Below are 20934 nucleotides of genomic sequence, written 5' to 3'. Positions count from 1 at the left end.
CGCGGCACAAAGGCGTGCCGCAGGCGTCAGGATCGGTGTCGGTTCAGTGCCGGTCAAAGACCGTTATCGGCAGTAAGGTGATACAAAAAGCATGGTTTCATGCAGGGACGAAACCAGTAAAAACGCCGCAGGCTTGAGCGCGCTGCGGCGTGTCGAGAAAGAAAGTCAGGATATGCGGCAAACCGCCAACGGTCAGAACTTCGGCGGCGTCTCCGATGGCGTGTAAGGCACCTTGCCGTCTCCGAAGAAGCGCTTGTTCGTTGCTTCGGCCACGCGGTTGCACAGCACATCGCCCATCGTCGGACGCTCGGTCTTGCATTGGCGGCGCAGCTCCTTCAAGCGTTCAGGGGCGGCAGCCAGTTCTTCGACGGTAGGCACATTGGCTTGCTGTTTCGGCGGCTCGGACGGTCCGCAGGCCGTAAGTGCAGCAACCAACAAGAACGGGGTAATCAGCTTCATGGTCATGGATCGTTGTCCTCCAGGGAGTCGGGTTCAACGGGTGATGTAGATCTGTAGCCTTCTGGTGATTCGATGGCCAACACGCGCTCGATGAAGCGCTCCAACACGTCCGAGGATTCGCCTTCCCGATGCAGCACATAGGTCGTCAGCATGGGCGCACGCCCCGCGAGTGGCCGGGCGACAACGCCGGATTCGCGGCTGGCCGCAATGTGCGGTGCTCCGGTGATCCCCAGCGCAAAGCCCGCTGATACCAGGGCCATCATCAAATCGCACGAAGACACACGCTCGGCAATCAGCGGTTCCGTGTCCGCCCGGCGTAGCACACGCTCGACCTGGCGCGCATGGCCTTCGCATGCTTGTGGATCGCACAGCACCAGAGGATGGCGCAGCACCTCTTCCAGCGGGATGCGTTTGTGCCTGAGCAGCGGATGCCGAGCAGGCACTGCCACCATCAGGGGATCACTCCAGACTGCTTGAGCCACGACGCCATCGCCCACTTCATCGGCCTGCGCGAAACCCACGTCGTACAGGTCGTCATGCAGCCCTTTGATCTGCTGAGACAACGGCACCTCGAACAGCCGGATCTCTACTTCGGGTTCCTCCTGCCGGCACAGCGCCAGCAACGCCGGCAGGCGCGAAGGCGTAATGCCGTCGGACAGGGCAATGCGCAATTGCCCATGAAAGCCGTTGGCCGCTGCCTGCACGCTGTCGCGGGCTTGCTGCAAGGCCGTGAAGATGCGCGGCACATGTTCCAGAAACAGCTTGCCCGCCCGTGTCAGCTGTGTGCTGCGGCTGGTGCGGATGAACAACTGTTCGCCCAGGTCTTCTTCCAGTTCCTTGATGGTGCGCGACAGCGGCGACTGCTCGATGTGCAGCCGCTCGGCGGCCCGGGCGAAGTGGAGTTCCTCTGCCACAGCCAGGAAACAGCGCAGATGCCGAAGCTCCATCGCGCGCCCTCCCGTCAGCCCGCTAACCGCTGCGTTCTCGCCAGCATCAGCAACAACACGCAGACCAGCAGGGCTGCACCGAGGTTGTAGAGCATGCCGGCCACGAAGGCCGAGGCGTACACGCCGGCCTGTGCGGCAACACTTTCATCGGCAGCCAGCGCCGCTGCGAACAGGATGCCGACCACGGCCACACCCAGCGCCGCACCGACCTGCTGCACGGTCGAGATCACGCCCGACGCCATGCCGGCCTGCGCTTCATCGACAAAGCCCAGCACCAGATTCAGCAGCGGCGTCATGATGAACCCTTGGCCAGCGCCAACCACGACCAGCACGGGGATCAGCCGCGCGGGCACCAGCTCCGCGCCAGCCATCCACACCTGTGCGATCAGCAGCCCGATGGACACCGCATAGACCATCGCACCCGCCACGATGGCCCGCGTCCCCCAGCGCGCCACCAAACGTGGCGCGGCCAGGGATGCCAGCACGAAGCCCACGCTGCACGGCGCGAAGATGCTGCCCGCCATGAAAGGGTCAAGTCCCAGTCCGGTCTGCACCAGCAAGGCGAAGCACAGGAAGAAGGAACTGGACGTGGAATAGACCAGCAGCACCAGCACCGCGCCCAGCGCGAAGCGGCGCTGGGCCAACAGGCGCATGTCCACCAGTGGCAAGCCGCCCGCCATACGCCGTTGCTCTTGCTGCCGATGGAACAGGGCCAGCAGCAGCACCGCCACACCTAGCGACAACAGGCTCCACGCCGGCCAGCCCTGCCCAGGCCCCTCGATCAGCGGCACCAGCAGCAACGTCAGCCCGGCGCTGACCAACGCCACGCCCATCCAGTCCAACGCCGGGCGCTGCGGTGCGCAGGACTCGGGGATGGTGCGTGCCGCCGCGATGGCGAACAGCCCAATGGGCACGTTGATGAGAAAGATACTGCGCCAGCCCAGGCCGAACAGATCGGCATGCACCAGCCAGCCGCCAAGCACCTGCCCGGCGATGGCCGCCAGGCCCAGCGTCATTCCCAGCAGGCCAAAGGCGCGGCGGCTGTCGTCACCGTCGAAGTTGACGCGGATGGACGCATAAACCTGTGGGAACAGCAAGGCGGCAGCCAGCCCTTGCAACACCCGCGCACCGATCAGGAATTCCGCGCTGGGCGCCAGCCCGCACAAGGCCGAGGCCAGCGTGAAGCCGGCCATGCCGGTGACGAACAGACGCCGTCTCCCGAACAGGTCGCCCAGCCGCCCGCCGGTAATCAGCAGCACGCCGAAGGCCAGTTCATAGCCAGCGACGATGAAGCCGATCTGCGCGAAGTTCGCGCCCAGATCGGCCTGCATGCTGGGAATGGCGACATTGACCACGAACAGGTCAAAGATCGTGACGAAACCGGCCAGCAGCAGCACGGATAAACCGAGCCACGGCGGGCCGCTGACGGCGCGCGCAGGCGGCGTCGAGAGGCAGGAATTCGAGTTCATCTTGCGTATCCAGGGTAAAGACGCGATCATTCTCAAACTCTTTTTAAACAATTACAATTTAACTATTTATGCTATTACTTAAAACAACGAGATAAATGATGCGAACTCTGGAACGAACCCGCTCCGATCTGGCGGCTTTCCTGCGGGCGCACCGCGAACGCCTTTCGCCTGCCGACGTGGGCTTGCCCAGCGGTGGCCGCCGCCGCACGCCAGGACTGCGGCGCGAGGAAGTCGCCGCGCTCGCCGGTGTTGGTCTGACCTGGTACACATGGCTGGAACAGGGGCGCGACATTGGCGTGTCGGCCACCTTTTTGGATAACCTGGCGCGGGTGCTAAAACTGGATGCTGCCGAACGCCGCCACCTGTTCCTGCTGGCCCACGAACGGCCGCCCGCCGAACCGGGCAAGACCTGGTGCGTGCTGCCGCCGATGGTGCGCCGCCTGATGCACGATTTACCGCACCCGGCCTTCGTGCTCAATCTGCGATGGGACGTATTGGGCTTCAATGCACCGGCTGATGCACTTTTCGGTTTCGGCAAGCACACGCCCGAGCGGCGCAATCTGCTCTGGCTGCTGTTCACCGATCCGGCCCTGCATGCCCGTTTCCACGAATGGGAAGCACAAGCCCCGCTGATGCTCTCCAGCTTCCGCCGTGACTTCGCCCGCGCCACGCAGGAAGCGGACATTCATGAACTGGTGGATGAGCTGGAACGGGTGTCGCCGGAGTTCAAGGCGTGGTGGCGGACGCATGATGTGCATGCGTCCTGCAACGGCGTGCGCAAAATGGTCATCAACGGTCAGGCCGAACCGTTTGAGCACACATCATTGACGGTTGACGAAGACCGGCACCTACGGTTGGTGGTGTATGCGCAGCAGCTCAAAACCGCTGACGGTGAATGATGAGTCGATAGCGTTATCCAATCGTTGGCCCACGCTGCCGTCCAATCTCCCACGACACCCCGCCGCCGCGTACTGTCGCAGCGAGCTGCTGCCCCAGCCGCTGTTCGATCACCGGCTTCCACGGCACGAGGCTGAACCCCTTGCCGTTGTCGAGCATGGCGTAACGCCCGCTGGCGAGCATGACCGAGCGCCGGTAGATACCGGCCAAACGCTGACCGTCCGTGACCGGGCGATGCTCCAGGCCGGTCTCGGCGGCAATGTCCTTCGCGGCTTGCGTCAGTTCCCGATTGCGCAGCGTCGCCAGCAGATTGCGGGCCAGGATCACGCGCTGGCCGCGCTTCTCCGCCAGTCCCTGTTCGGCTAGGAAGTTGGCGCGCTGCTGCATGGCTTGCTTAACGTCGCCGCCAAAGCCCAGATCGCCCAGCCCTTTGCCGCCGCCGATCAGTTGCTGGTCGAGCCAAGTGGCCCCGATCACGCGGGCCTGCCGCTCGATGGGAAGATGGGACTTCATTTCCACGGCCACGCCACCCAGGCGCTGCGCGTCGTACTGGCGGCCACGCTCGGCCAGGTCGTCCGGCACCTTCCATAGCCCTTCGGCCGCGCGCTCCACGATGCCCGCCCGGCGCAGGGCTTCCAGCCGCCGAACGTGGGCGGCGACAACCTCCTGCGGGTTGCGTCCGGGCTTGACGCGGCCTTGCTCGATCGCCAGGTGGTGATCGGTGCGGTACAGGCCATCGCTTGCCAGTGCGGCGATGTTCTTGTCGGCCGCCCGTACTTCGGCGGAACCGCGCACCTCAACCACGGCTCCGGTGGGATAGTTCGCCAGCTCATCGCGGGCATTGAGCGCGACATAGTGGGCTTTGCCGTCAACGCCGTCGATGACCAGATAGCTCCGATCGCGCAGTTCGTCAGCCAGCCCCTTGGCGGCCACGCGGCCGACGACGGTGCGGCCACTTCCATCATCTTGGCTCGGCGCGAACACTGCCAGCTCGCGTGGCTGTCCGCTCATGGCGCGCTGCATGGTGCGGATAATGTCGCCGCGCTCGCCCAGTGCACGCAAGGTCTTCTCGGCATCGTCATGGATGGCCCAGGCGCCAGGCTTTGTCTCGTCAGCCAAGCCCAGGCGCTGCAAGCGTTGCAACCGACCGATCAGCAGCAAGCGCTGGCGTTGCAGATTCGGTTCGTTGAAACGCTCGATCTGCACCTGGCAACCGTCGCCGGCCTCACGCTGCAGGGTGCGATCCAGGTTCGTCCACCGCTCTTGCTCCACCTCGCGCTGCAAGGTCTGCTGGATCTCCAGTTCGGTTCGCGGCCCCAGCCATTCGGTCGCTAGCTCGGCGGCGCGATGACGGAAACCGTGGGCGATGTAGTCGCCCGCGATGATGAGGTCTTTGCCGCTGTCGTCGCGCCCGCGCACGATCAGGTGGGTGTGCGGGTTGTCGGTGTTCCAGTGATCGACCGCCACCCAATCCAGCCGCGTGCCCAGGTCGGCCTCCATGCGGCCCATGAGGTGCCGCGTGTAGGTGCGCAGGTCTTCCAGCTCGGCCCCGTCCTCCGGGGAAACGATGAAGCGGAAATGATGCCGGTCATCGGCGCAGCGTTCCTTGAAGGCGTCCAGGTCGGCTTCGTCAGCCTGCGGCCCATAGGCCCGGCCTGGCTCGCCATCGCGACCCGCGCCGTCGCGCTCGATGTAGCGCAGGTGCTTGGCGAGCGACTGTGGGCTGGCCCGTTGGTGATTGACCAGCAGCGTCTTGATGGTCACACGCCGCGACATGGGCGTCAGCTTCGCCCCGGCGAAGCGCGCCGCCGTGTGGCCGCGCCCCAGACGCGCGCCGGGCCTCTGACCGGCGCGTGCGCCGTTGTCACTGCCTGCGGAATGGCGCATCGCCGACTTGCCTCCGCTGGCCTTGCCCGCCTGCTTGAGCACCTTGGAAACGAAGTTTTGCCCTTGGCCTTTGCCCCGGTTCTTCGGAGCGCCGGGTCGCACGCGGAAATCGTCGTCGCGGCGGTCGGTCATCGCTGCTCTCCCCGCAAGCTCTGGCGTGTCCTGTCGTGCGAAGCACGCGGACATGCCTGCATTGGCGCGACCCTCGCGCCCCACGCGGCACGGCGGCGAAGCCGCTCCGTGCCGCGCCACCCCCATGTGCAGACAGGCTTTCGACGCGGCCCGGTGCCGCGTCCTTTTGTCTTGCCTTCCGCCTTTGCCCTTCGCTCTCGCTCCGGGCGTCGGCGGCCCGGCAGCGCTGTGCTGCTTGCAGCCAGCCCACTGGCGAACGCGCCAATGGCCGCAGGCCAGGCGCGTTCGAGGCAAGACGCCTGCACGCTGGATGGCTGCGCCGGATGTTGCGCGAAGCGCGGCGCGAATGCGCCCGCGCTGCACGCGCGACGACACGGCGGCGGCAGCCGGAACGACATGCCCGATGGCACGATGAGAGGCACGGCAACGTGCAGCGAATCGACGGCCATCATGGGCGCGACTCCAGCCAGACCGGATGCGCGACGCCGATCACGGCGGATGCGCTGACCGGGCCGAAATACCGGCTGTCGAACGACGCCGGATTGGTCACGCTCAACAGAAACAGTTCGCCCGGGTCGAGACGGCGGCAAAGCTGCAAGGATGGCAGCGGCCGGCCCAGCCGGTCGGCAGGCAGCACGGCGGCCGAAGGCACGCCATCAATGCGTACCTGACCGGAGACGATGCAGACGTGTTGAGGCGCAACCGCGCCCACACGTTTGAGCAGCGGCACGCGCGTCGGCAGGTAGCCGCGCTGCGCAGCCAGCATGGCGGCCCTGTCGGGCAGCGGCACCAGCACGATGCTGTCCACGGACAACGGACGTGGCAACGAGGCGGTGCGCGGGTCGAACGGTTCGATGCGATACCAGCCGACCGCCACGCTGTCGGACGGGTTGTAGGTCAGACGCGGCAACGGCGACACGAAAGCCGCCCAGGCCAGCGCAGCGAGGCCGACGGCGGCGAAGGCCGCCAGCACGATGCGAGCACGCAGGCGCGAGCGAGGATGCGGCGCGGCTTCGTGCGTGCATGTGGTGTTGGATTGGGTCGTCATGGCAGCGCCTTTCCAGCGAGCCAGGCGGCGTGCCGTTCGGCGGTGTATTCGGGCAGCGCCAGGCGGGCCGCCAGACGGTTGCCCAGCGTGCGCCAGTACGCGGGCGACACGTCGATGGCGGCGATACCCTGCGCGTCGATGTTGTCGATGCGTTCCAGCGCGGCACGCACTGCGTTTTCGCCTTCGGCGTGCAGCAGCAGGCGTGCGCCCGGCCGCACGCCTGGGATGCGCTGCATGTCGTCCAGCGGCGTGGCGGCTTGCATCACCATGAGCTGCCAGCGGATCGTGCCGTAGTCGTTTGCTTCCCAGCGCACGCGGCAGAATATTGCACGCGGCAGGAACACCGCGCAGCGCCGCCAGCGGTCGAGCCGCAGCGTGCGTGCCGGTTCGCCGAAACGCAGGTAGAGCTTGAAGTGCGGTTCGATGTAGGCGAGCGATACGCGCGTCAGCGGCACGTTGCCAGCTTGGCCGGCGAGCGTCGAAAGCGAAGGCGGCGGCGCAGCAGCCGGTGCAGCCGTCGCCGCGTGAGCGGCAGGCAAGGCAGATACGTTCATGGCAGGTTCTCCGGGCGCTTGTCGGGAAACTCCCGTTCCAGCAGGCCGCGCAGCAGTTCGGCCACGGTCACGCCCTGGCCGAAGGCGGCGATCTTGATGCGCGCACGCAGCGCGGGCGTCACGTCGAGCGTCAGGCGGGCCGTATAAAGGTCGCCCTTGTTGAGCGCATCGGCGTCGCCCTGGCGAATCCATGCCTCGGCGTGTGGATTCGCGGGCGGACGTGCGCCGATGCCGACGCGCTTGCTGCGCGGGCTGCTCATGTCGGCCACCGCAGCAGTTCATCGACCAGCGCAGTGACTTCACGTGCGGCGGCGCTGTCGGGCGCCGTCTCGCGTGCAAGCCGGCCAGCGGCCACGCTGTCGGCGAAGACGATGCGCTGGCGCACTTCGCTGCGCAGCGCCGGCAGCGGCTGTTCGGCCAGCGACTGCCGCGCTTCCCTGCCGATGATGGTGGTACTAACGCGCCGGTTAATGACGAAGGCCGCGTGCAGCGCAGGCCGGAACACCTGCGCTTCGCGGATCAGCGCCACCATCTCGGCGCTGGCCCACAGGTCGTAGGGGCTGGGCTGCACCGGGATCAGCACACGCTCGGCGGCCAACAGCGCGGAACGTGCCAGGGCGGCGATGCGCGGCGGGCCGTCGATGATGACGTGATCGGCGCGGCGGGCCAGCTCCGGCGCTTCCTGGTGCAGCGTCTCGCGGGCGAGGCCCACGGTGCTGAACAGCCGGGGCAAGCCCTGCTGGCTTCTGCGCTGCGTCCAGTCCAGTGAGGAACCCTGCGGGTCGGCATCCAGCAGGATGACGTGCAGACCGCGCATCGCCAGTTCGCCCGCGATGTGCGTGGCGAGCGTGGTCTTGCCGACGCCGCCTTTCTGGTTGAGAAGCGCGAAGATCATGACGCGGCCTCCCATGCTGGAAAGCCGGGATTCGCCTGCCCTGCAAAACGCTGTTCGCTGTGCCGTTTGGCGGTTGTCCACCGAAACGGTGCGCTTCTACTAAAAGTTAGAGATTTATAGTTAGGTAAGTTAGAGAGGCCGAAAACCCGCGCCATTACTGGCTTTGCGGCGTTTTCGTACTCCTGATAGCACGATAGGCGTACTCCCGATAGCACGATACCGGGTACTCCTGATAGCACGAGGCCGTCCACAGCTTTTCCCGCAGTTATCCCCGTGCCGTATGCAGCACGGGCCGGAAGGTCAGCAGTTCGGTGTTGTCGTCCGGCATGCGCTCGATGCCGAGGACGTAGCCGGGTAACGACTGCCGTGCCACCAGCACGCGCAGGTCGTAGGCGAAGTCCGAGAAGCGAGCCGCGCTGCCGGATTTGCGGTGCAGATGCCGGAAGTCGAATTGCCAGCCGTGTTCCTGCCGCCCGCCGTGCTTGCGTACCAAGCGGTACAGCCAGCGTTCGATGCCGCCCTTCAAGCGGAAATAAGCCGGGTCGATGGTCAGCACCAGGGCGGCGTCGAGCACGCCGGCATAGAACCAGTCCGGCAGGATCAGCTCGATGCCCAGCGGCGTGCCGCTGGCATCGGCCAGTTCGCGCCACTCGTTGATCCACGAAAAGCGATGCAAGCGCCTGCCCGTGGTTTCGCGGATGGACGTGGCCACACTGGTCGATTGCAGCCGGTCGAGCGCCGCTTTCAGGCGCAGGTAGTCGTTGAGGGATGTGCCGCGCCCGATGAAGCGCAGGATCTCGTAGGGCGTGGCGTGTATCCAGCGCGACGGGCGAATGCCCGCGTCGCGTGCCTCCACGATCTGCGAGGCCGCCCAAATCAAAACGTCGGCATCCCATATCGTGGCGATGCCGTGCTCGGCCGTGCCTTCCACGCGGATGGTGATGTTCCCTCTGCGGAAGTCGATCGGCGCGATGCGCCGCGACTTCGCCAGCGAGAAGAATGGAAAGGCCATCAAGTCCTGGCTGTCGCGTGGCGCCATGTCGCCCGGCAGCGCGCGGAACAGGTCGAGCTGTTCGCACTGCGGCAAGGCTTGCCCTGGAGGGCCGGACATGGCGAAGGCCACCCACGCGCCGACGATCAGCGGCCATCACGGTAGTCGCCCGCGTGGCGTACGGCGTATTCCGGGTCGGATGTAGCCTCGTAGCTGCGCTGGTCGGCCCAGGCGTCGAGGTCGGACACCGCGTACATGACGCGACGGCCGAACTTGCGGAACTTCGGGCCACCACCGATGACGCGCTGTTTCTCCAGCGTGCGCGGTGACAGGCGCAGGTAGTCGGCAGCTTCATCGTTGGTGAGATAGCGCTGGGGTTGTGCGGGTGTGGCAACGGGAGCGGCGGCAGGCCGCAAGGGAGCGGGGCGCATGGGATGTACCTCCATCGGTCGGTAAAGCCCGGCCACACAGCGCGACCGGATGGAGGCAGTCTCAAGAAACTTGGGGTTCTTGCTCAGGGACGTTCTGCAGGGGATGCGAAACGTCCCCCCTCATGCGGCGGAACGGGGGGAAGTTGCGCCAGACGGCGATAGCCGCCGCGCATCAGCCCATCGCTCCGGCGTACCAGCCGCCGCACGCGGGCGCGCAGAGCGCTGTCGGCGTGCCAGTCGGCGGCAACGGCATCCACACCAAACAGCCCTTCGGCCACCTCCCGCAAGGACGCACCCGCCAGGGTCGCGTCCAGCGCCTGAAGGGTGTGCAATTCCAGCAATGCGGATAGCGGCGGACGTGGCCGGACGGTCGCCGCAGGTGCGGCACCGGCGGCTACGGCGATCTTGTTCAATTCGCTCGCCAGGGCCGTATAGCGTTCGCAAGGCGCGGCGCAGGCCCGGATGGCATAGGCGTAAGCCATGCCATCGGCCAAGCCTGGGGCGAGCACGAAGCGCAGGCAGCAGCCGGGCCAGCGGGCCACCAGCACCAGGCGCTTGCCGTCATGGATCAGGTGTTTGTGGCCCGGCAGCTTCCAGAGCTCAAAGCACAGGGCATCGGGCGGTGGATCGGCATCCGGGTAGAGCTGAACCACGGCATCGTGGTCGGGGAACCAGGCTGGGTGCGCGTCCCGCGCATCCAGGGCGGGGTCTTCCAGCAGGCGCAGCCCCCAGTGCTCGGCTGCATCCGGTTGGCGACGACGGCGCAGCCAGTCGCGCCGGTAGTCGGAATGGCGGCGCAGGTACTCCCAGGCCAGCGCTGGGCCATCCAGGTGCAGAACGTAGAGATAGGCCGCCGTGGCATACCACGGCTCGGCACTGCGATCAGCCATGAGGCAACCTCCCTGTGCTGGGAATGCGTCGCCACGGCGAAACGGCGTGCTACGAGGCCATCGTCAAAACGTCATGGGTGAAGCGTAAACTGGCTGTGTCAAGACCGATGAACTCCGATGCGTTGCTGAAATCGTCCGAGTGCGACGGCGGCAACGCACTCCAATGGCATGCCGCGTCGGTCAGCTTGCCGCAGCTCGCGCCAGGCATCATGACCGTTTCGATCAGGTACGCACCACTACGGTGCAACACTGCCGATTCAGACCGAACGGGTCACAGATCAGACCGAAATAGACACAGTGCGCCTGCGCTTCGCGGTGGCAGATCAATCGGTGATCGAGCCGTTGTCTTCGGCCAGTCGCAGATATTCCGACAACCGCCGTACCGGCTGGAAGTAGCGATCCCGCATCACGGGCTGCTGGCGCGGCCCGACGATGGCGGCCAGGTCGGACAGCTTCACAGTCCCCAGCGCAGGCATGCCAATCCCCAGGTCGATCAGGCCATGGGCAGTATCGCCATCGGCTGGGTCGAGCGAAGCCAGCAGCCAGGTGGCATGCGCATCCGGGGTGAACAGGCGCACCACGGGCAACGGGTCGGTGTCCTGCCCGACGGCGCTAGCCTCGCCGTTGGCCAGCAGGCGCGTGCGCTCGTCGGCGGTGATTAGCGGAGTCATGGCTGTACGCCCACGGATGTGGAGAGCATCAGAGGCTCTTTCCCGCTTTCCCACGAAAGCACAGATGCGCGCCCCCACGCATCCGCAGAAGCGTAGAAGTACGAAGGCACATGTACGGGAGTCAGGAAAGGCACGAATCAGGTTCCCCGCTTTTGAAGAAAGCCGCCAATGCGGATTTCAGTAAAAGAACACACAAACGAAATGAACACTATAGATTGTAGTCCTATAGGGCGCAATGGGTTGTCATTCTAGATTTTGGGGAAAGTCCAGAATGACGACGCTCAAGCCATCGTTGCCCGATGCACTGCGGCGGATCAGAAAGGCGCGTGGTCTGAGCCAAGAGGCGTTCTCGGATGTGTCTAGCCGCACCTATCTAAGTTCGCTGGAGCGCGACCTGAAAAGCCCGACGCTGAACAAGCTGGCCGAACTGTGCGGAGTGATGGAAGTTCATCCGCTCACGCTGATGACGCTGGCGTATGCCGGCGACAGCGAGCGCAAGATCAACCAGCTTCTGGAGCAGGTGCGACAGGAACTCAATGGGATCATTGACGGTGGCGAAGAGTGAGGGTTTTAAACCAGCGATAGACGCTTGCTAGTGGTGTCCTCATAGCACTGTAATTTCTATCATTGCCGGACGGCGAGAGAAAAGTAGGATCGGGATGACAAAAACTACACCACATACCGCCTGGCTAAAGAAGACTGGAGCCAAAGTCCAGACAGCGGATGGCGTCGCAGTTGCCGTGTATGAGCTCAACATTGATCACACTAACGAACCAGCGCTGACGAGCTGGGCAAAGCATTTTCGTGAGCAATACTGCCTCGATATCCAGATCGACCGTCTGAGAAAAGGGACTAAGAAATCACGCGCGCAGTATTTAACGGACTTGGTTTTCCCTGATAAATCGGAAGACTTTGGCCCTGCTACACGTTCTGGTGACTTTGCTGAGATTCTGATCGCTGACCTTCTTGAAAGCCAACTGGGTTACTGGACACCGCGCACTCGATACGATGATAAGTTGGTGCGAAATGAGTCACCGAAAGGCACAGATGCACTCGGCTTCAAGTTCGGCGGAGCTGGCCCCTCCAAGCCATCGAAAAAAGACACCCTAATTTCCTTCGAGTCCAAAGCACAACTCAGCGGAAAAAAGGCAAAGGCACGATTGCAAGATGCAGTCAATGATTCGGCTAAGGACGTGTATCGGATATCAGAGTCTCTCAATGCTATAAAACGCCGCCTCATAGCAAGGGAGGACGAGCAAGGTGCTGACCGCGTGGAACGGTTCCAGGATGGCCTAGAGGTTCCTTACATTCGCAAGTCTGGAGCCGCAGCCATTTTCTGCTCCAGCGTGTATGACGCGACCAAGATATCCAAGACCGACTGCACTGATCACGAAAACGCGGGAAATCTTATGCTCATTGTGGTGCATTCCTCAGCACTAATGGCGTTTGTCCACGCGCTCTATGAAAGGGCTGCAAATGAAGCCTGAACGACGCGCCCGTTTTGCAGCGGCGATCACTCTCTCGAAAGGCAAGATGTACGAGTACGGCGTACCGGAAGCCGATCACATTGAGCTTCCCGAAGGGGTAGACCTTGAAATGCAGTTCCCGTTGGCGGTGGGAACCATAGGTGATTTTGCATCTGAAGAAGTAGCGAAATTCATTGACGCCAAGGGTGAAACAAACACGCCGCGCGGCGAAGTTGTTTTCTCGGCGCAGGTACTTCAAGCTTTTGATGACTCGCGGCTCAACCAAGACCTCTCCTTCAACCTTCGCCTGCTAGCCGCTGCGGGCTTCTACCTCGGTGACATACCAGGAAATGCTGCGGTCCTGATATCAAAGCTTGCTCTGCTCGCGGGCCCAGAAAACGACCCTCTGGCTCTTGCTGCAAAGGTTGCCTTGGACAAGCCATGGAGCCGGACAGATAACGTCATTGACTCGCCGCGTGCAGCAGCCATTCTTGACGCACTGGGTGAGCACTTCAAGAACGGTGACGGAAGCGATAGAGCCATCAAAGCAATTAGAGATTTGCGCAATTGGGCATACGCCAATGCTTCAGCGCATGAGCTGCTTATGGCGGATTTGCTTGGTGCCGTAAGCGCAACACGCATTGCAAATTCGGCTTGGAGCTTGCTGCCTCAATACAGCAAGCTCCGCCAAGATAGCTGGCAGTCTTACCTATCCCGCCCCACATCAATCAAGGAAATGTGGCCATCACAAAGAATGGTAGGCGAGGCAGGACTTTATACAGGGCAATCTGGTCTTGTTCAAATGCCCACCAGCGCAGGGAAATCCCGGGCGACTGAATTAATTATTCGATCAGCTTTCCTATCGTCGCGAACCAAGCTTGCCCTGGTGATAGCGCCGTTTCGTGCTCTATGCCAAGAGATAGCCAGTGATCTTGAAAAAGCTTTCAGGGATGACGGCTACAGCGTTAACCAACTAAGCGATGCGCTGCAAACGGACATTGAGGTCGATATCTTCGACGTGTCTATTGGGACAGCACCGCAAGTTTTGGTATTGACACCAGAGAAACTCCTCTACACGCTTAGGCAGGAGCCTGACATTGTTCAAAAGGCTGGCCTCGTGGTCTATGACGAGGGGCATCAGTTCGACACCGGTACGCGTGGTGTAACTTATGAACTCCTACTTACCTCTATTAAGAGATTGTTGTCAGAATCTGCCCAGACCGTGTTGATCTCGGCAGTAATCCAGAACGCCGCAGCCGTTGCCACATGGCTTTTGAAGAATGAATCAAGGGTGGTTTCTGACAAGTCCTTGCAAGCTCGACGGTTGATCGCGTTCGCGAGCCTTCCTCAAGGCAAGGACGGTCAGCTTCAGTTCAATGTTGCGTCCGATGGCGAGCAGGATTTCTTCGTGCCGCGAGTCATTGTGCCTGAGCAGCAGCCGCGCCTACCCAGAGAAAAGACGGATAGATATTTTCCAACCCAAGAAAGCGGCTCCATCGCGTTGTATCTTGGCTTGCGCCTTATTGAGAATGGAGGTGTTGCGATCTACGCGGGACGAAAGGTTTCGGCATCGAAGATAGTCAGGGACGCGGTCGAACAGACATTCCGGAGAGGGATCTCCCTGTCTCCACCATCAACGTACAGCAACCCTGAAGAAATTCGCCGATTCGTAAACCTCTACTCAAGAAACTTTGGAGCTGATGCATACCTGACAAAGGGCGCTGCTCTTGGCATCTTTGCCCACCATGGGAACACACCGCAAGGCATTCGCACTGCGATCGAATATGCAATGCGCCAGAGGTTCATTCGGCTGATCGTTTGCACTTCAACGCTTGCACAGGGCGTTAATCTTCCTATTCGTTATCTGCTTGTGACGAGTGCTATGCAAGGGCGGGAGTTAATAAAAGCACGAGATTTTCACAATCTAATGGGACGCGCTGGACGTGCAGGGATGTACGGCGAAGGCACCGTAATCTTCACTGACCACCGACTCTATGACGAGCGGACTACCGAATCACGTCGCTGGGAAAACTCCGTTAATCTGATAAATCCCGATAACGCTGAACCAACCGGGAGCACCTTGTTGTCGCTCTTCGATCCAATGAAAAACGAGACGGGAACACGCGCACTGGGCAATCCGAGCCCTGCTGAGTTTGCGACCATGATTGTTGATCAGTGGGAGAGCCTTTATGAGGCCGTTGCTAACATCTCAGCCGATCTTCAAAAGAAGAAATTTTCTGCCAATTCTCTTCGAGAGCAGCTAAATGGGGATTCCATGCGCACTTGGACACCCAGTCCACGCTGACTTGGACACTCATTCCACGGCCACTTGGACACTCATTCCACGGCCACTTGGACACTGATTCCACAAGCACTTGGACAGTGATGTTCCACTGATCCGATCCATGCTCAGGCAGGCAGCAACGCAGGATTATTCACTACCATCGACCTCTTTTCTCGAAGCGAAGAGGTCATCGTGGAGCGTATATCCATGCGTAAAATCCGAGAGGTACTACGTCTAAAGTTCGACGCTGGCCTGTCCGTGCGCAAGATCGCCGCCAGCCTGCGCATCAGTAGCGGCAGTGCGGGCAATTACTTGCACCGTTTCAACGCTTGCGGGCTGAGTTGGCCGACATTGTTATCGGATGCCGAACTGGAGCGATGCCTGTTCCCTCCAGCACCAACAGTTCCCAGCGATCAACGTCCGATGCCTGACTGGTCTTGGGCGCATGCCGAGTTACGCCGCCCCGGCGTCACTTTGGCCCTACTCTGGCAGGAATATCGACTCGCTCACCCGCAAGGCTTCCAATACAGCTGGTTCTGCGAGCACTACCGCCTCTGGGCCGCCAAGGTCGACGTTGTCATGCGCCAGGAGCACCGTGCCGGCGAAAAGCTGTTCGTCGATTACGCCGGACAGACCGCGCCCATCATCGACCGACAGACCGGTGAAATCCGTCAGGCCCAGATCTTCGTCGCCGTCCTCGGCGCGTCCAGCTACACCTTTGCCGAGGCCACCTGGTCGCAGAAACTGCCCGACTGGCTGGGCTCGCACGCCCGCTGTTTTGCTTTTTTCGGCGGCACATCGCAGATCCTGGTGCCCGATAATCTGCGCAGTGGCGTCACCAAGGCGCATCGCTACGAGCCGGACATCAACCCCAGTTACCGCGATCTCGCCGAGCATTACGGCGTAGCCGTACTGCCCGCGCGTTCGCGTAAACCCAAGGACAAAGCCAAGGTTGAAGTGGGTGTGCAAGTGGTCGAGCGCTGGATCCTGGCAGTGCTGCGCAACCGCCAGTTCTTCTCGCTCGGAGAACTCAACACGGCAATCAGCCTGCTGCTCGAACGCCTCAATCAAAAGCCCTTCAAGAAGCTGCCCGGCTCACGCCGCTCGGCCTTCGAGACCATCGACCAACCCGCACTGCAACCGCTACCAGAACATCCGTATGTCTACGCCGAATGGAAAAAGGCGCGGGTGCACATCGACTATCACGTCGAGGTCGAGGGCCATTACTACTCGGTGCCGTACCAGCTGGTGAAGCACCAACTCGAAGTGCGGCTAACCGCTAAGACCGTCGAGTGCTTCCACGCCAACCAGCGGGTGGCCAGTCACCTGCGCTCGCTGCACAAAGGCCGCCACACCACCCAAACCGAGCACATGCCCAAGAGCCACCGGGAGCACGCCGAATGGACACCGCAACGGCTGATCCGCTGGGCCGAGCAGACCGGGCCTAACACCGCTGGCGTTATCGCCTACATCCTTGAGCGCCGAATCCATCCTCAGCACGGCTTCCGCGCCTGCCTGGGCATCCTGCGCCTGAGCAAGCAGCACGGCGAAGAGCGGCTGGAAGCCGCTTGCCAGCGAGCGCTGGCACTGGGCGCGTGCAGCTACAAAAGCCTTGAATCGATCCTGCGCCAAGGGCTGGAAAAGCTACCGCTGTCCCAGCAAAACCTGCCGCTACTGCCCGACGAACACATCAACCTGCGCGGCCCTGGCTACTACCACTGACCTGAAAAAGGAGCACCAAAATGCTGCCCAACCCGACACTCGACAAGCTGCAAACCCTGCGCCTGCACGGCATGATCAAGGCGCTGAGCGAGCAACACGCCACGCCCGATATCAATGATCTGAGCTTCGACGAACGCCTCGGCCTGATGGTCGACCGCGAGCTGACCGAACGTGAAAACACGCGTCTGAGCAGCCGCCTGAAACTGGCACGACTGCGCCATAACGCCTGCCTGGAAGACATCGATTACCGCAGCCCACGCGGCCTGGACAAGTCCCTGATCCTGCAACTGGGCAGCGGCCAATGGCTGCGCGACGGCCTGAACCTGATCATCGGCGGCCCAACGGGCGTAGGCAAAACCTGGCTCGCCTGCGCGCTGGCTCACAAGGCCTGCCGCGACGGTTACAGCGTGCGCTACCTGCGCTTGCCGCGCTTGATGGAGGAGCTGGGCCTGGCTCACGGCGACGGCCGTTTCGCCAAACTCATGGCCGGCTATGCCAAGACCGACCTGCTGATCCTGGACGACTGGGGCTTGGCGCCGTTTACCGCTGCGCAGCGGCGCGACATGCTTGAACTGCTGGACGACCGCTACGGCAACCGCTCGACGCTGGTCACCAGCCAGATGCCGGTGGACAAATGGCATGCGCTGATCGGCGACCCGACCTTGGGCGATGCGATCCTCGACCGGCTGGTGCACAACGCTTATCGGATCGAACTGAAGGGCGAATCGATGCGCAGACGCGCAACGAAATTGACGGCGACAGAGACTTCAGACTAACAATGCAAACCTGCGTCGCTGCGCTCCGACTGCCTGTCCAAGTGGACGTGGATCAGGTGTCCAAGTGAGCATGGAACGAGTGTCCAAATGATCGTGGGCTGAGTGTCCAAGTGTCGTGGAATCCGCAGCTAAAGGCAAAAAAGAGAATCGTAGAGGCGATTGAGAGCTTCTTGATGACTTATCGCAGTGATGTAGAAACCGAAACATTTGTTGAGAACGCCAAGGCGCTAGCGAGTGAGACGTTGGCTTTTTATCTCGCCACCGACGACAAGAAGACACTATTAACAAACATTTTCGAATCTATAGCGCGGCGCATAGAAATGCGTGTTCCTGATGTCGAAGATCAGCACCGCTTCGGGCGTACTCTCCTGGGAATAGACCATGCTCTAGCAGTTGAAACATGGGTGATAGAAAATGAAGACTCCATCGGGGCATCGGATTCGCCCGATGATTTGTTCGATTTGCTGTGGCCCCTTTTGACCACGCTCTCCTCTGAAAAGCGGTTGACTGATACCGTGCCTCAAGGCGCGCTCAAGGCATTGGCTGAAGGATGGCTGGCCGGTCGATCTTTCGAAGTTCTCCTGCAAGAACTCAATGAACTGGACGCCTCGTATCCATATGGAAAATACAGCAAAGCGTTTGATTTGGATTTAGTTGTCGATCTTTGTGAACAGACCTTTGGATTTGAGTTTGCATTGCTGCTTGCATCAGTTAAAGAATCGTTCGTCGCCCGCGTGACGGAAGAATTAGGACAGTCGCTCACCGGCCACCTTGACCTTCTACAGAAGAGATTGAAGTACGGGCTTCCAGATCAAGACTGCATATCGTATTACGAGGCAGGGTTTTCGGAGCGCGTGATCGCACAAGAACTATCAGAGGGGATGATTTGGGGTTATGCCAAGACCAGAGACGGTGCCCGCAAGTTGATCAGGCAGTATCCTGATGACATTGAGGTGATCCTGCGTGACTTTCCATCACACTTCACGGATGTATTCCAGTCCACCGTGGCATCTCAGGAAGGGTTAGTTTAAGCACTACCTTCTAATGAAGAGCCCTGCCTCGATGGGCGGGGCTCCGGGGCGGCCGTCAGGCCGCTTGTGGCTTGCTGCGCGACCAGATCAGTTCGTGCGTGCCGTCCTCGCCTTCGATCAGGCGGGCATAGACCGGCGCCGGGAACGAAGGATCGTCGAGGGTCATGGACAGGTATCCCCGCCCGGCCTCGCTGGTCTTCTTCCATGCCGCGCCGATGTCGTGGCCGGCGGCCTGGAGGCGGAAGTCGGGGGCGTTCTCGCTGTTGCCCTTGTCGTTGGGAACCAGCTTGACCTTGACGTTGAGCGTCAGGGTGCGCAGCGTGCCGGTGAAGCCGTCTTTGTCGGTGGTGAAGGTGCCGATGTTGGCCATGATGTTTGCTCCTTTCGGTTGAACAAGGTTCGCGCCCATCGCGTCCTTGTTGTGATCCGGCCGGCGGGGGACGGGCTGGCTGCACCGCTTGCGGTCGAAACGCAGTGGAGAGCCGGGAGGCGAAAAGAATTTGTTGCGCGAGGAAGCCGCGCAGCGGCGGGGAAATTGTTTTCGCCGGACGGTTGCAGCCATAAGCCCGAGGCGCAGCCGCACCCCCGCCAGGATTCACAACGAGACAAGGACGCCTTGGGCCGAACCGCTCCGAAAGAAGATAGGGCCAGCTCGGCATCCCCGCCCGAAGGCTTCTCCGGCTCGCCCGCTGACGCAGGCTAGGTCAACCACCCGACGACAAGCGAGAGCGCCCCTGCCGCACCTTTCGGCGCCGGTCTTGAGGCGTGGCGTGGAAGCTCCATAGCGATGCCGGGCGGGTTGTCCGTGAACCGTCCTTCGTGACGTGATGGGCAGGAACCGCCAGCGTTGAGGACGGCACGCATCCGCACAACCTGCCGCAGCAAGCGCCAGCGTGTTCGCCAGCGCCCCGTCCATCGCGGCGGGGCGCTGGCCGGGCCGATCCGGCGCAGCCGGTTCGGCGGTGTTTGAGGGGCGCCAAGCTGCGTGCGGCGGGGATAGCCCGCAGGGCTTTCCCCTGGAGGCAAGCGAAGCACGCAGCGCCGCAGGCGCGAAGGCGTGAGGGATTGAAGCCGAATGGCCGTGACAGCGAAGTCGGCACGGGGCGCAGCCCGAAAGCCCGGCGGCGCTGTGCGCCGACACGCTCAAGCAATTTACGGCATCATTCTATGACCGAATATTTAACCATTTCCCCGTTGGAAACCGCTCATCAGGCAAGGAGGTTGTCGAGTCATGCGCGTTTATATGATCGACAGAAATATCGTATCCAAAATTTCATCAGGCTTCAAAAATTGCAGCATCGAAGATAAAAATTTCATTAAATCACTGGATACAAAAGGAAGTGCCATAAGCCTTCTTCTTTCAAACATCGAAGGCCGACTTGGGATTCCTCAAGACATTAATCAAGCATCCTCCGGCATGTTCGCTGAAGGTGACATAGCTAAGGGGTTCTTCAAGAAGGCTCGCGTTGATTCAGTTTTTTTTGAAGCCTTCAACAATCTTGCCTCCTGGGGTATCACAACTCATCAGAGAGACTCTTTTCTGAAAAATTCAGAAATCGTTGCATACCTACAAGATACGTTGCATCAGCCGCGCAGCCCGGCCCAAGCCAAAGAGGTTAGAGAGGACATTTTAAATTTCGCATCTAAGCGAGATATGGAAATTGGCCACCCAATCATGCTGTGTGGCTTGTCGACTTTATATGGAAACAAGAATGCGCATGGAGTGCTAAAACCTAAGGAACCCAAAGAGAATGATCCTAAGAGAAATGCGAGGATTTATAACGCATTAGCCGACCTAATGGTGATTGTCAATCTTTCAGAGTTGGCGGGCATAAGCAGAGGAATGAAAATCCGGATTCATTTCGCAACAATCGACAAACCTCTCCGTGGGTTTGTTCAGGAATTCGGACTTCTTGATGTTACAAAGAGCCGTTTAGCTCTGGTCAATGACAGCACAATCACCCTTGGATTCAATATGTCGCTTTTCCCAAAGCTAACCGGCAACGAGGCAGAAGAGTTCAAGGAATGGTTCAACACCAAGAAGCAAAAAACATGAACATAAGGTTTAAGCCTTGACCTTGAACACCCGGCGCGGCCACTGCCGCGCCCGGATTTTGCGTTTCACCGCGCCCAGGACGGAACGGCCTGGGCGCGGTGCTGATCGCGGTTATTCCTTCGTCTCAATGAGCCACCACACAGCACGCGGCAAGGCGCGGCCTGTGATGGGATGAATGTCGGTGAGGTCGGCGCAGGCCGTCCAGCCCAAGGGCGGACGGTAGCCGCGCACGTCGCCATCGCCGTGCCAGCGGCGGGCGCGTACCGTGCCGGGGGCGTAGATCGCCGCCATGCGCGGGCGGCTGATGGTGGTGCGGGTCATGGGGGTG

Annotated in this window: 22 protein-coding genes; 8 read left to right on the top strand and 14 right to left on the bottom strand. The window is 61.4% G+C overall.

Annotation, left to right across the window (positions count from 1 at the left end; all coding sequences use genetic code 11):
* Positions 1-192: 192 nt before the first annotated feature.
* From GIW57_RS15975 to GIW57_RS15965, 3 genes are read right to left on the bottom strand one after another with little or no spacing between them, the layout of a single operon-like run.
* A complete protein-coding gene (locus GIW57_RS15975) occupies positions 193-459 on the bottom strand; it encodes an EexN family lipoprotein (protein ID WP_026031985.1) in 267 nt (88 codons plus the stop codon).
* 2 nt (positions 460-461) lie between these two features.
* Positions 462-1406: a LysR substrate-binding domain-containing protein gene (locus tag GIW57_RS15970; protein WP_003462948.1), complete on the bottom strand. Its 945-nt coding sequence runs from the start codon at positions 1404-1406 to the stop codon at positions 462-464.
* A gap of 14 nt (positions 1407-1420) precedes the next feature.
* Positions 1421-2875, bottom strand: a complete 1455-nt coding sequence (locus GIW57_RS15965; protein ID WP_019439188.1) for an MFS transporter — start codon at positions 2873-2875, stop codon at positions 1421-1423.
* 98 nt (positions 2876-2973) lie between these two features.
* On the opposite strand from GIW57_RS15965, the gene GIW57_RS15960 reads away from it, so the two are divergent.
* Positions 2974-3774 (top strand): helix-turn-helix transcriptional regulator, encoded by an 801-nt coding sequence (locus GIW57_RS15960; protein ID WP_019439189.1) that lies wholly within the window; start codon positions 2974-2976, stop codon positions 3772-3774.
* A 13-nt stretch (positions 3775-3787) separates the two neighbouring features.
* Here the strand turns inward: GIW57_RS15960 and GIW57_RS15955 are convergent, their stop codons facing one another.
* The 9 genes from GIW57_RS15955 to GIW57_RS15915 form a co-directional block, all read right to left on the bottom strand.
* Positions 3788-5791: a relaxase/mobilization nuclease and DUF3363 domain-containing protein gene (locus GIW57_RS15955; RefSeq protein ID WP_169898568.1), complete on the bottom strand. Its 2004-nt coding sequence runs from the start codon at positions 5789-5791 to the stop codon at positions 3788-3790.
* 448 nt (positions 5792-6239) lie between these two features.
* A complete protein-coding gene (locus GIW57_RS15950; RefSeq protein WP_034067277.1) occupies positions 6240-6839 on the bottom strand; it encodes a S26 family signal peptidase in 600 nt (199 codons plus the stop codon).
* The gene (locus tag GIW57_RS15945) at positions 6836-7393 is read right to left on the bottom strand and encodes a DUF2840 domain-containing protein (RefSeq protein ID WP_034067279.1); all 558 of its coding nucleotides are present in this window, start codon (positions 7391-7393) and stop codon (positions 6836-6838) included. Before GIW57_RS15945 ends, GIW57_RS15950 begins: the two co-directional genes overlap by 4 nt.
* Complete coding sequence (locus tag GIW57_RS15940; RefSeq protein ID WP_023094609.1) at positions 7390-7653, bottom strand: hypothetical protein; 264 nt, start codon at positions 7651-7653, stop codon at positions 7390-7392. The genes GIW57_RS15945 and GIW57_RS15940 overlap by 4 nt, the downstream gene beginning before the upstream one ends.
* The gene (gene parA / locus GIW57_RS15935) at positions 7650-8288 is read right to left on the bottom strand and encodes a ParA family partition ATPase (protein WP_034067280.1); all 639 of its coding nucleotides are present in this window, start codon (positions 8286-8288) and stop codon (positions 7650-7652) included. The genes GIW57_RS15940 and parA overlap by 4 nt, the downstream gene beginning before the upstream one ends.
* A 265-nt stretch (positions 8289-8553) precedes the next feature.
* Positions 8554-9399 carry a replication initiator protein A gene (locus tag GIW57_RS15930; protein ID WP_034067308.1) on the bottom strand — a complete coding sequence of 282 codons (846 nt, stop codon included), beginning with the start codon at positions 9397-9399 and terminating at the stop codon, positions 8554-8556.
* Positions 9400-9425: 26 nt separating this feature from the next.
* Positions 9426-9710 (bottom strand): helix-turn-helix domain-containing protein, encoded by a 285-nt coding sequence (locus GIW57_RS15925; RefSeq protein ID WP_034067281.1) that lies wholly within the window; start codon positions 9708-9710, stop codon positions 9426-9428.
* Between the two features lie 83 nt (positions 9711-9793).
* Entirely contained in the window at positions 9794-10600 is an 807-nt protein-coding gene (locus tag GIW57_RS15920) for a DUF2285 domain-containing protein (RefSeq protein ID WP_169898566.1), read from the bottom strand.
* A 323-nt stretch (positions 10601-10923) separates the two neighbouring features.
* A complete protein-coding gene (locus tag GIW57_RS15915; protein ID WP_034067285.1) occupies positions 10924-11271 on the bottom strand; it encodes a DUF2958 domain-containing protein in 348 nt (115 codons plus the stop codon).
* Between the two features lie 271 nt (positions 11272-11542).
* On the opposite strand from GIW57_RS15915, the gene GIW57_RS15910 reads away from it, so the two are divergent.
* From GIW57_RS15910 to GIW57_RS15885, 6 genes are all read left to right on the top strand, one after another.
* The gene (locus GIW57_RS15910; RefSeq protein ID WP_079386328.1) at positions 11543-11836 is read left to right on the top strand and encodes a helix-turn-helix transcriptional regulator; all 294 of its coding nucleotides are present in this window, start codon (positions 11543-11545) and stop codon (positions 11834-11836) included.
* Between the two features lie 94 nt (positions 11837-11930).
* The gene (locus GIW57_RS15905; protein WP_079386329.1) at positions 11931-12758 is read left to right on the top strand and encodes a Hachiman antiphage defense system protein HamA; all 828 of its coding nucleotides are present in this window, start codon (positions 11931-11933) and stop codon (positions 12756-12758) included.
* Positions 12748-15042, top strand: a complete 2295-nt coding sequence (locus tag GIW57_RS15900; protein WP_236511920.1) for a DEAD/DEAH box helicase — start codon at positions 12748-12750, stop codon at positions 15040-15042. The genes GIW57_RS15905 and GIW57_RS15900 overlap by 11 nt, the downstream gene beginning before the upstream one ends.
* A gap of 186 nt (positions 15043-15228) precedes the next feature.
* Complete coding sequence (istA, locus tag GIW57_RS15895) at positions 15229-16743, top strand: IS21 family transposase (protein ID WP_034000381.1); 1515 nt, start codon at positions 15229-15231, stop codon at positions 16741-16743.
* A 20-nt stretch (positions 16744-16763) separates the two neighbouring features.
* Positions 16764-17519, top strand: a complete 756-nt coding sequence (gene istB, locus GIW57_RS15890; protein ID WP_034000379.1) for an IS21-like element ISPre4 family helper ATPase IstB — start codon at positions 16764-16766, stop codon at positions 17517-17519.
* Between the two features lie 173 nt (positions 17520-17692).
* Entirely contained in the window at positions 17693-18550 is an 858-nt protein-coding gene (locus GIW57_RS15885; RefSeq protein WP_236511918.1) for a hypothetical protein, read from the top strand.
* 55 nt (positions 18551-18605) lie between these two features.
* On the opposite strand, the gene GIW57_RS15880 is transcribed toward GIW57_RS15885, so the two are convergent.
* Complete coding sequence (locus tag GIW57_RS15880) at positions 18606-18920, bottom strand: DUF736 domain-containing protein (RefSeq protein WP_034067289.1); 315 nt, start codon at positions 18918-18920, stop codon at positions 18606-18608.
* Between the two features lie 861 nt (positions 18921-19781).
* Between GIW57_RS15880 and GIW57_RS15875 the strand changes: the two genes are divergently transcribed.
* Entirely contained in the window at positions 19782-20606 is an 825-nt protein-coding gene (locus GIW57_RS15875) for a hypothetical protein (protein ID WP_236511916.1), read from the top strand.
* Positions 20607-20717: 111 nt separating this feature from the next.
* Here the strand turns inward: GIW57_RS15875 and GIW57_RS15870 are convergent, their stop codons facing one another.
* Positions 20718-20927, bottom strand: coding sequence for a hypothetical protein (locus GIW57_RS15870; RefSeq protein ID WP_023112227.1), 210 nt, complete (start codon positions 20925-20927; stop codon positions 20718-20720).
* Between the last annotated feature and the right edge of the window lie 7 nt (positions 20928-20934).

This window comes from Stenotrophomonas sp. PA-6-5C, from assembly GCF_021605635.1.
GTDB classification, from domain to species: Bacteria; Pseudomonadota; Gammaproteobacteria; order Xanthomonadales; family Xanthomonadaceae; genus Stenotrophomonas; species Stenotrophomonas lactitubi.
The sequence above is the reverse complement of the archived record's forward strand: the minus strand, read 5'-3'. Positions and strand labels throughout refer to the sequence as shown.

Coding starts and splice junctions, on each gene's coding strand:
- GIW57_RS15930 (WP_034067308.1), bottom strand. CDS start 9,399: ATGTCCGGCCCTCCAGGGCAAGCCTTGCCGCAGTGCGAACAGCTCGAC.
- GIW57_RS15870 (WP_023112227.1), bottom strand. CDS start 20,927: ATGACCCGCACCACCATCAGCCGCCCGCGCATGGCGGCGATCTACGCC.
- GIW57_RS15950 (WP_034067277.1), bottom strand. CDS start 6,839: ATGACGACCCAATCCAACACCACATGCACGCACGAAGCCGCGCCGCAT.
- istB (WP_034000379.1), top strand. CDS start 16,764: ATGCTGCCCAACCCGACACTCGACAAGCTGCAAACCCTGCGCCTGCAC.
- GIW57_RS15910 (WP_079386328.1), top strand. CDS start 11,543: ATGACGACGCTCAAGCCATCGTTGCCCGATGCACTGCGGCGGATCAGA.
- istA (WP_034000381.1), top strand. CDS start 15,229: ATGCGTAAAATCCGAGAGGTACTACGTCTAAAGTTCGACGCTGGCCTG.
- GIW57_RS15965 (WP_019439188.1), bottom strand. CDS start 2,875: ATGAACTCGAATTCCTGCCTCTCGACGCCGCCTGCGCGCGCCGTCAGC.
- GIW57_RS15915 (WP_034067285.1), bottom strand. CDS start 11,271: ATGACTCCGCTAATCACCGCCGACGAGCGCACGCGCCTGCTGGCCAAC.
- GIW57_RS15945 (WP_034067279.1), bottom strand. CDS start 7,393: ATGAACGTATCTGCCTTGCCTGCCGCTCACGCGGCGACGGCTGCACCG.
- GIW57_RS15875 (WP_236511916.1), top strand. CDS start 19,782: ATGCGCGTTTATATGATCGACAGAAATATCGTATCCAAAATTTCATCA.
- GIW57_RS15920 (WP_169898566.1), bottom strand. CDS start 10,600: ATGGCTGATCGCAGTGCCGAGCCGTGGTATGCCACGGCGGCCTATCTC.
- GIW57_RS15955 (WP_169898568.1), bottom strand. CDS start 5,791: ATGACCGACCGCCGCGACGACGATTTCCGCGTGCGACCCGGCGCTCCG.
- GIW57_RS15885 (WP_236511918.1), top strand. CDS start 17,693: ATGACTTATCGCAGTGATGTAGAAACCGAAACATTTGTTGAGAACGCC.
- GIW57_RS15940 (WP_023094609.1), bottom strand. CDS start 7,653: ATGAGCAGCCCGCGCAGCAAGCGCGTCGGCATCGGCGCACGTCCGCCC.
- GIW57_RS15905 (WP_079386329.1), top strand. CDS start 11,931: ATGACAAAAACTACACCACATACCGCCTGGCTAAAGAAGACTGGAGCC.
- GIW57_RS15880 (WP_034067289.1), bottom strand. CDS start 18,920: ATGGCCAACATCGGCACCTTCACCACCGACAAAGACGGCTTCACCGGC.
- GIW57_RS15960 (WP_019439189.1), top strand. CDS start 2,974: ATGCGAACTCTGGAACGAACCCGCTCCGATCTGGCGGCTTTCCTGCGG.
- GIW57_RS15970 (WP_003462948.1), bottom strand. CDS start 1,406: ATGGAGCTTCGGCATCTGCGCTGTTTCCTGGCTGTGGCAGAGGAACTC.
- GIW57_RS15925 (WP_034067281.1), bottom strand. CDS start 9,710: ATGCGCCCCGCTCCCTTGCGGCCTGCCGCCGCTCCCGTTGCCACACCC.
- GIW57_RS15900 (WP_236511920.1), top strand. CDS start 12,748: ATGAAGCCTGAACGACGCGCCCGTTTTGCAGCGGCGATCACTCTCTCG.
- GIW57_RS15975 (WP_026031985.1), bottom strand. CDS start 459: ATGAAGCTGATTACCCCGTTCTTGTTGGTTGCTGCACTTACGGCCTGC.
- parA (WP_034067280.1), bottom strand. CDS start 8,288: ATGATCTTCGCGCTTCTCAACCAGAAAGGCGGCGTCGGCAAGACCACG.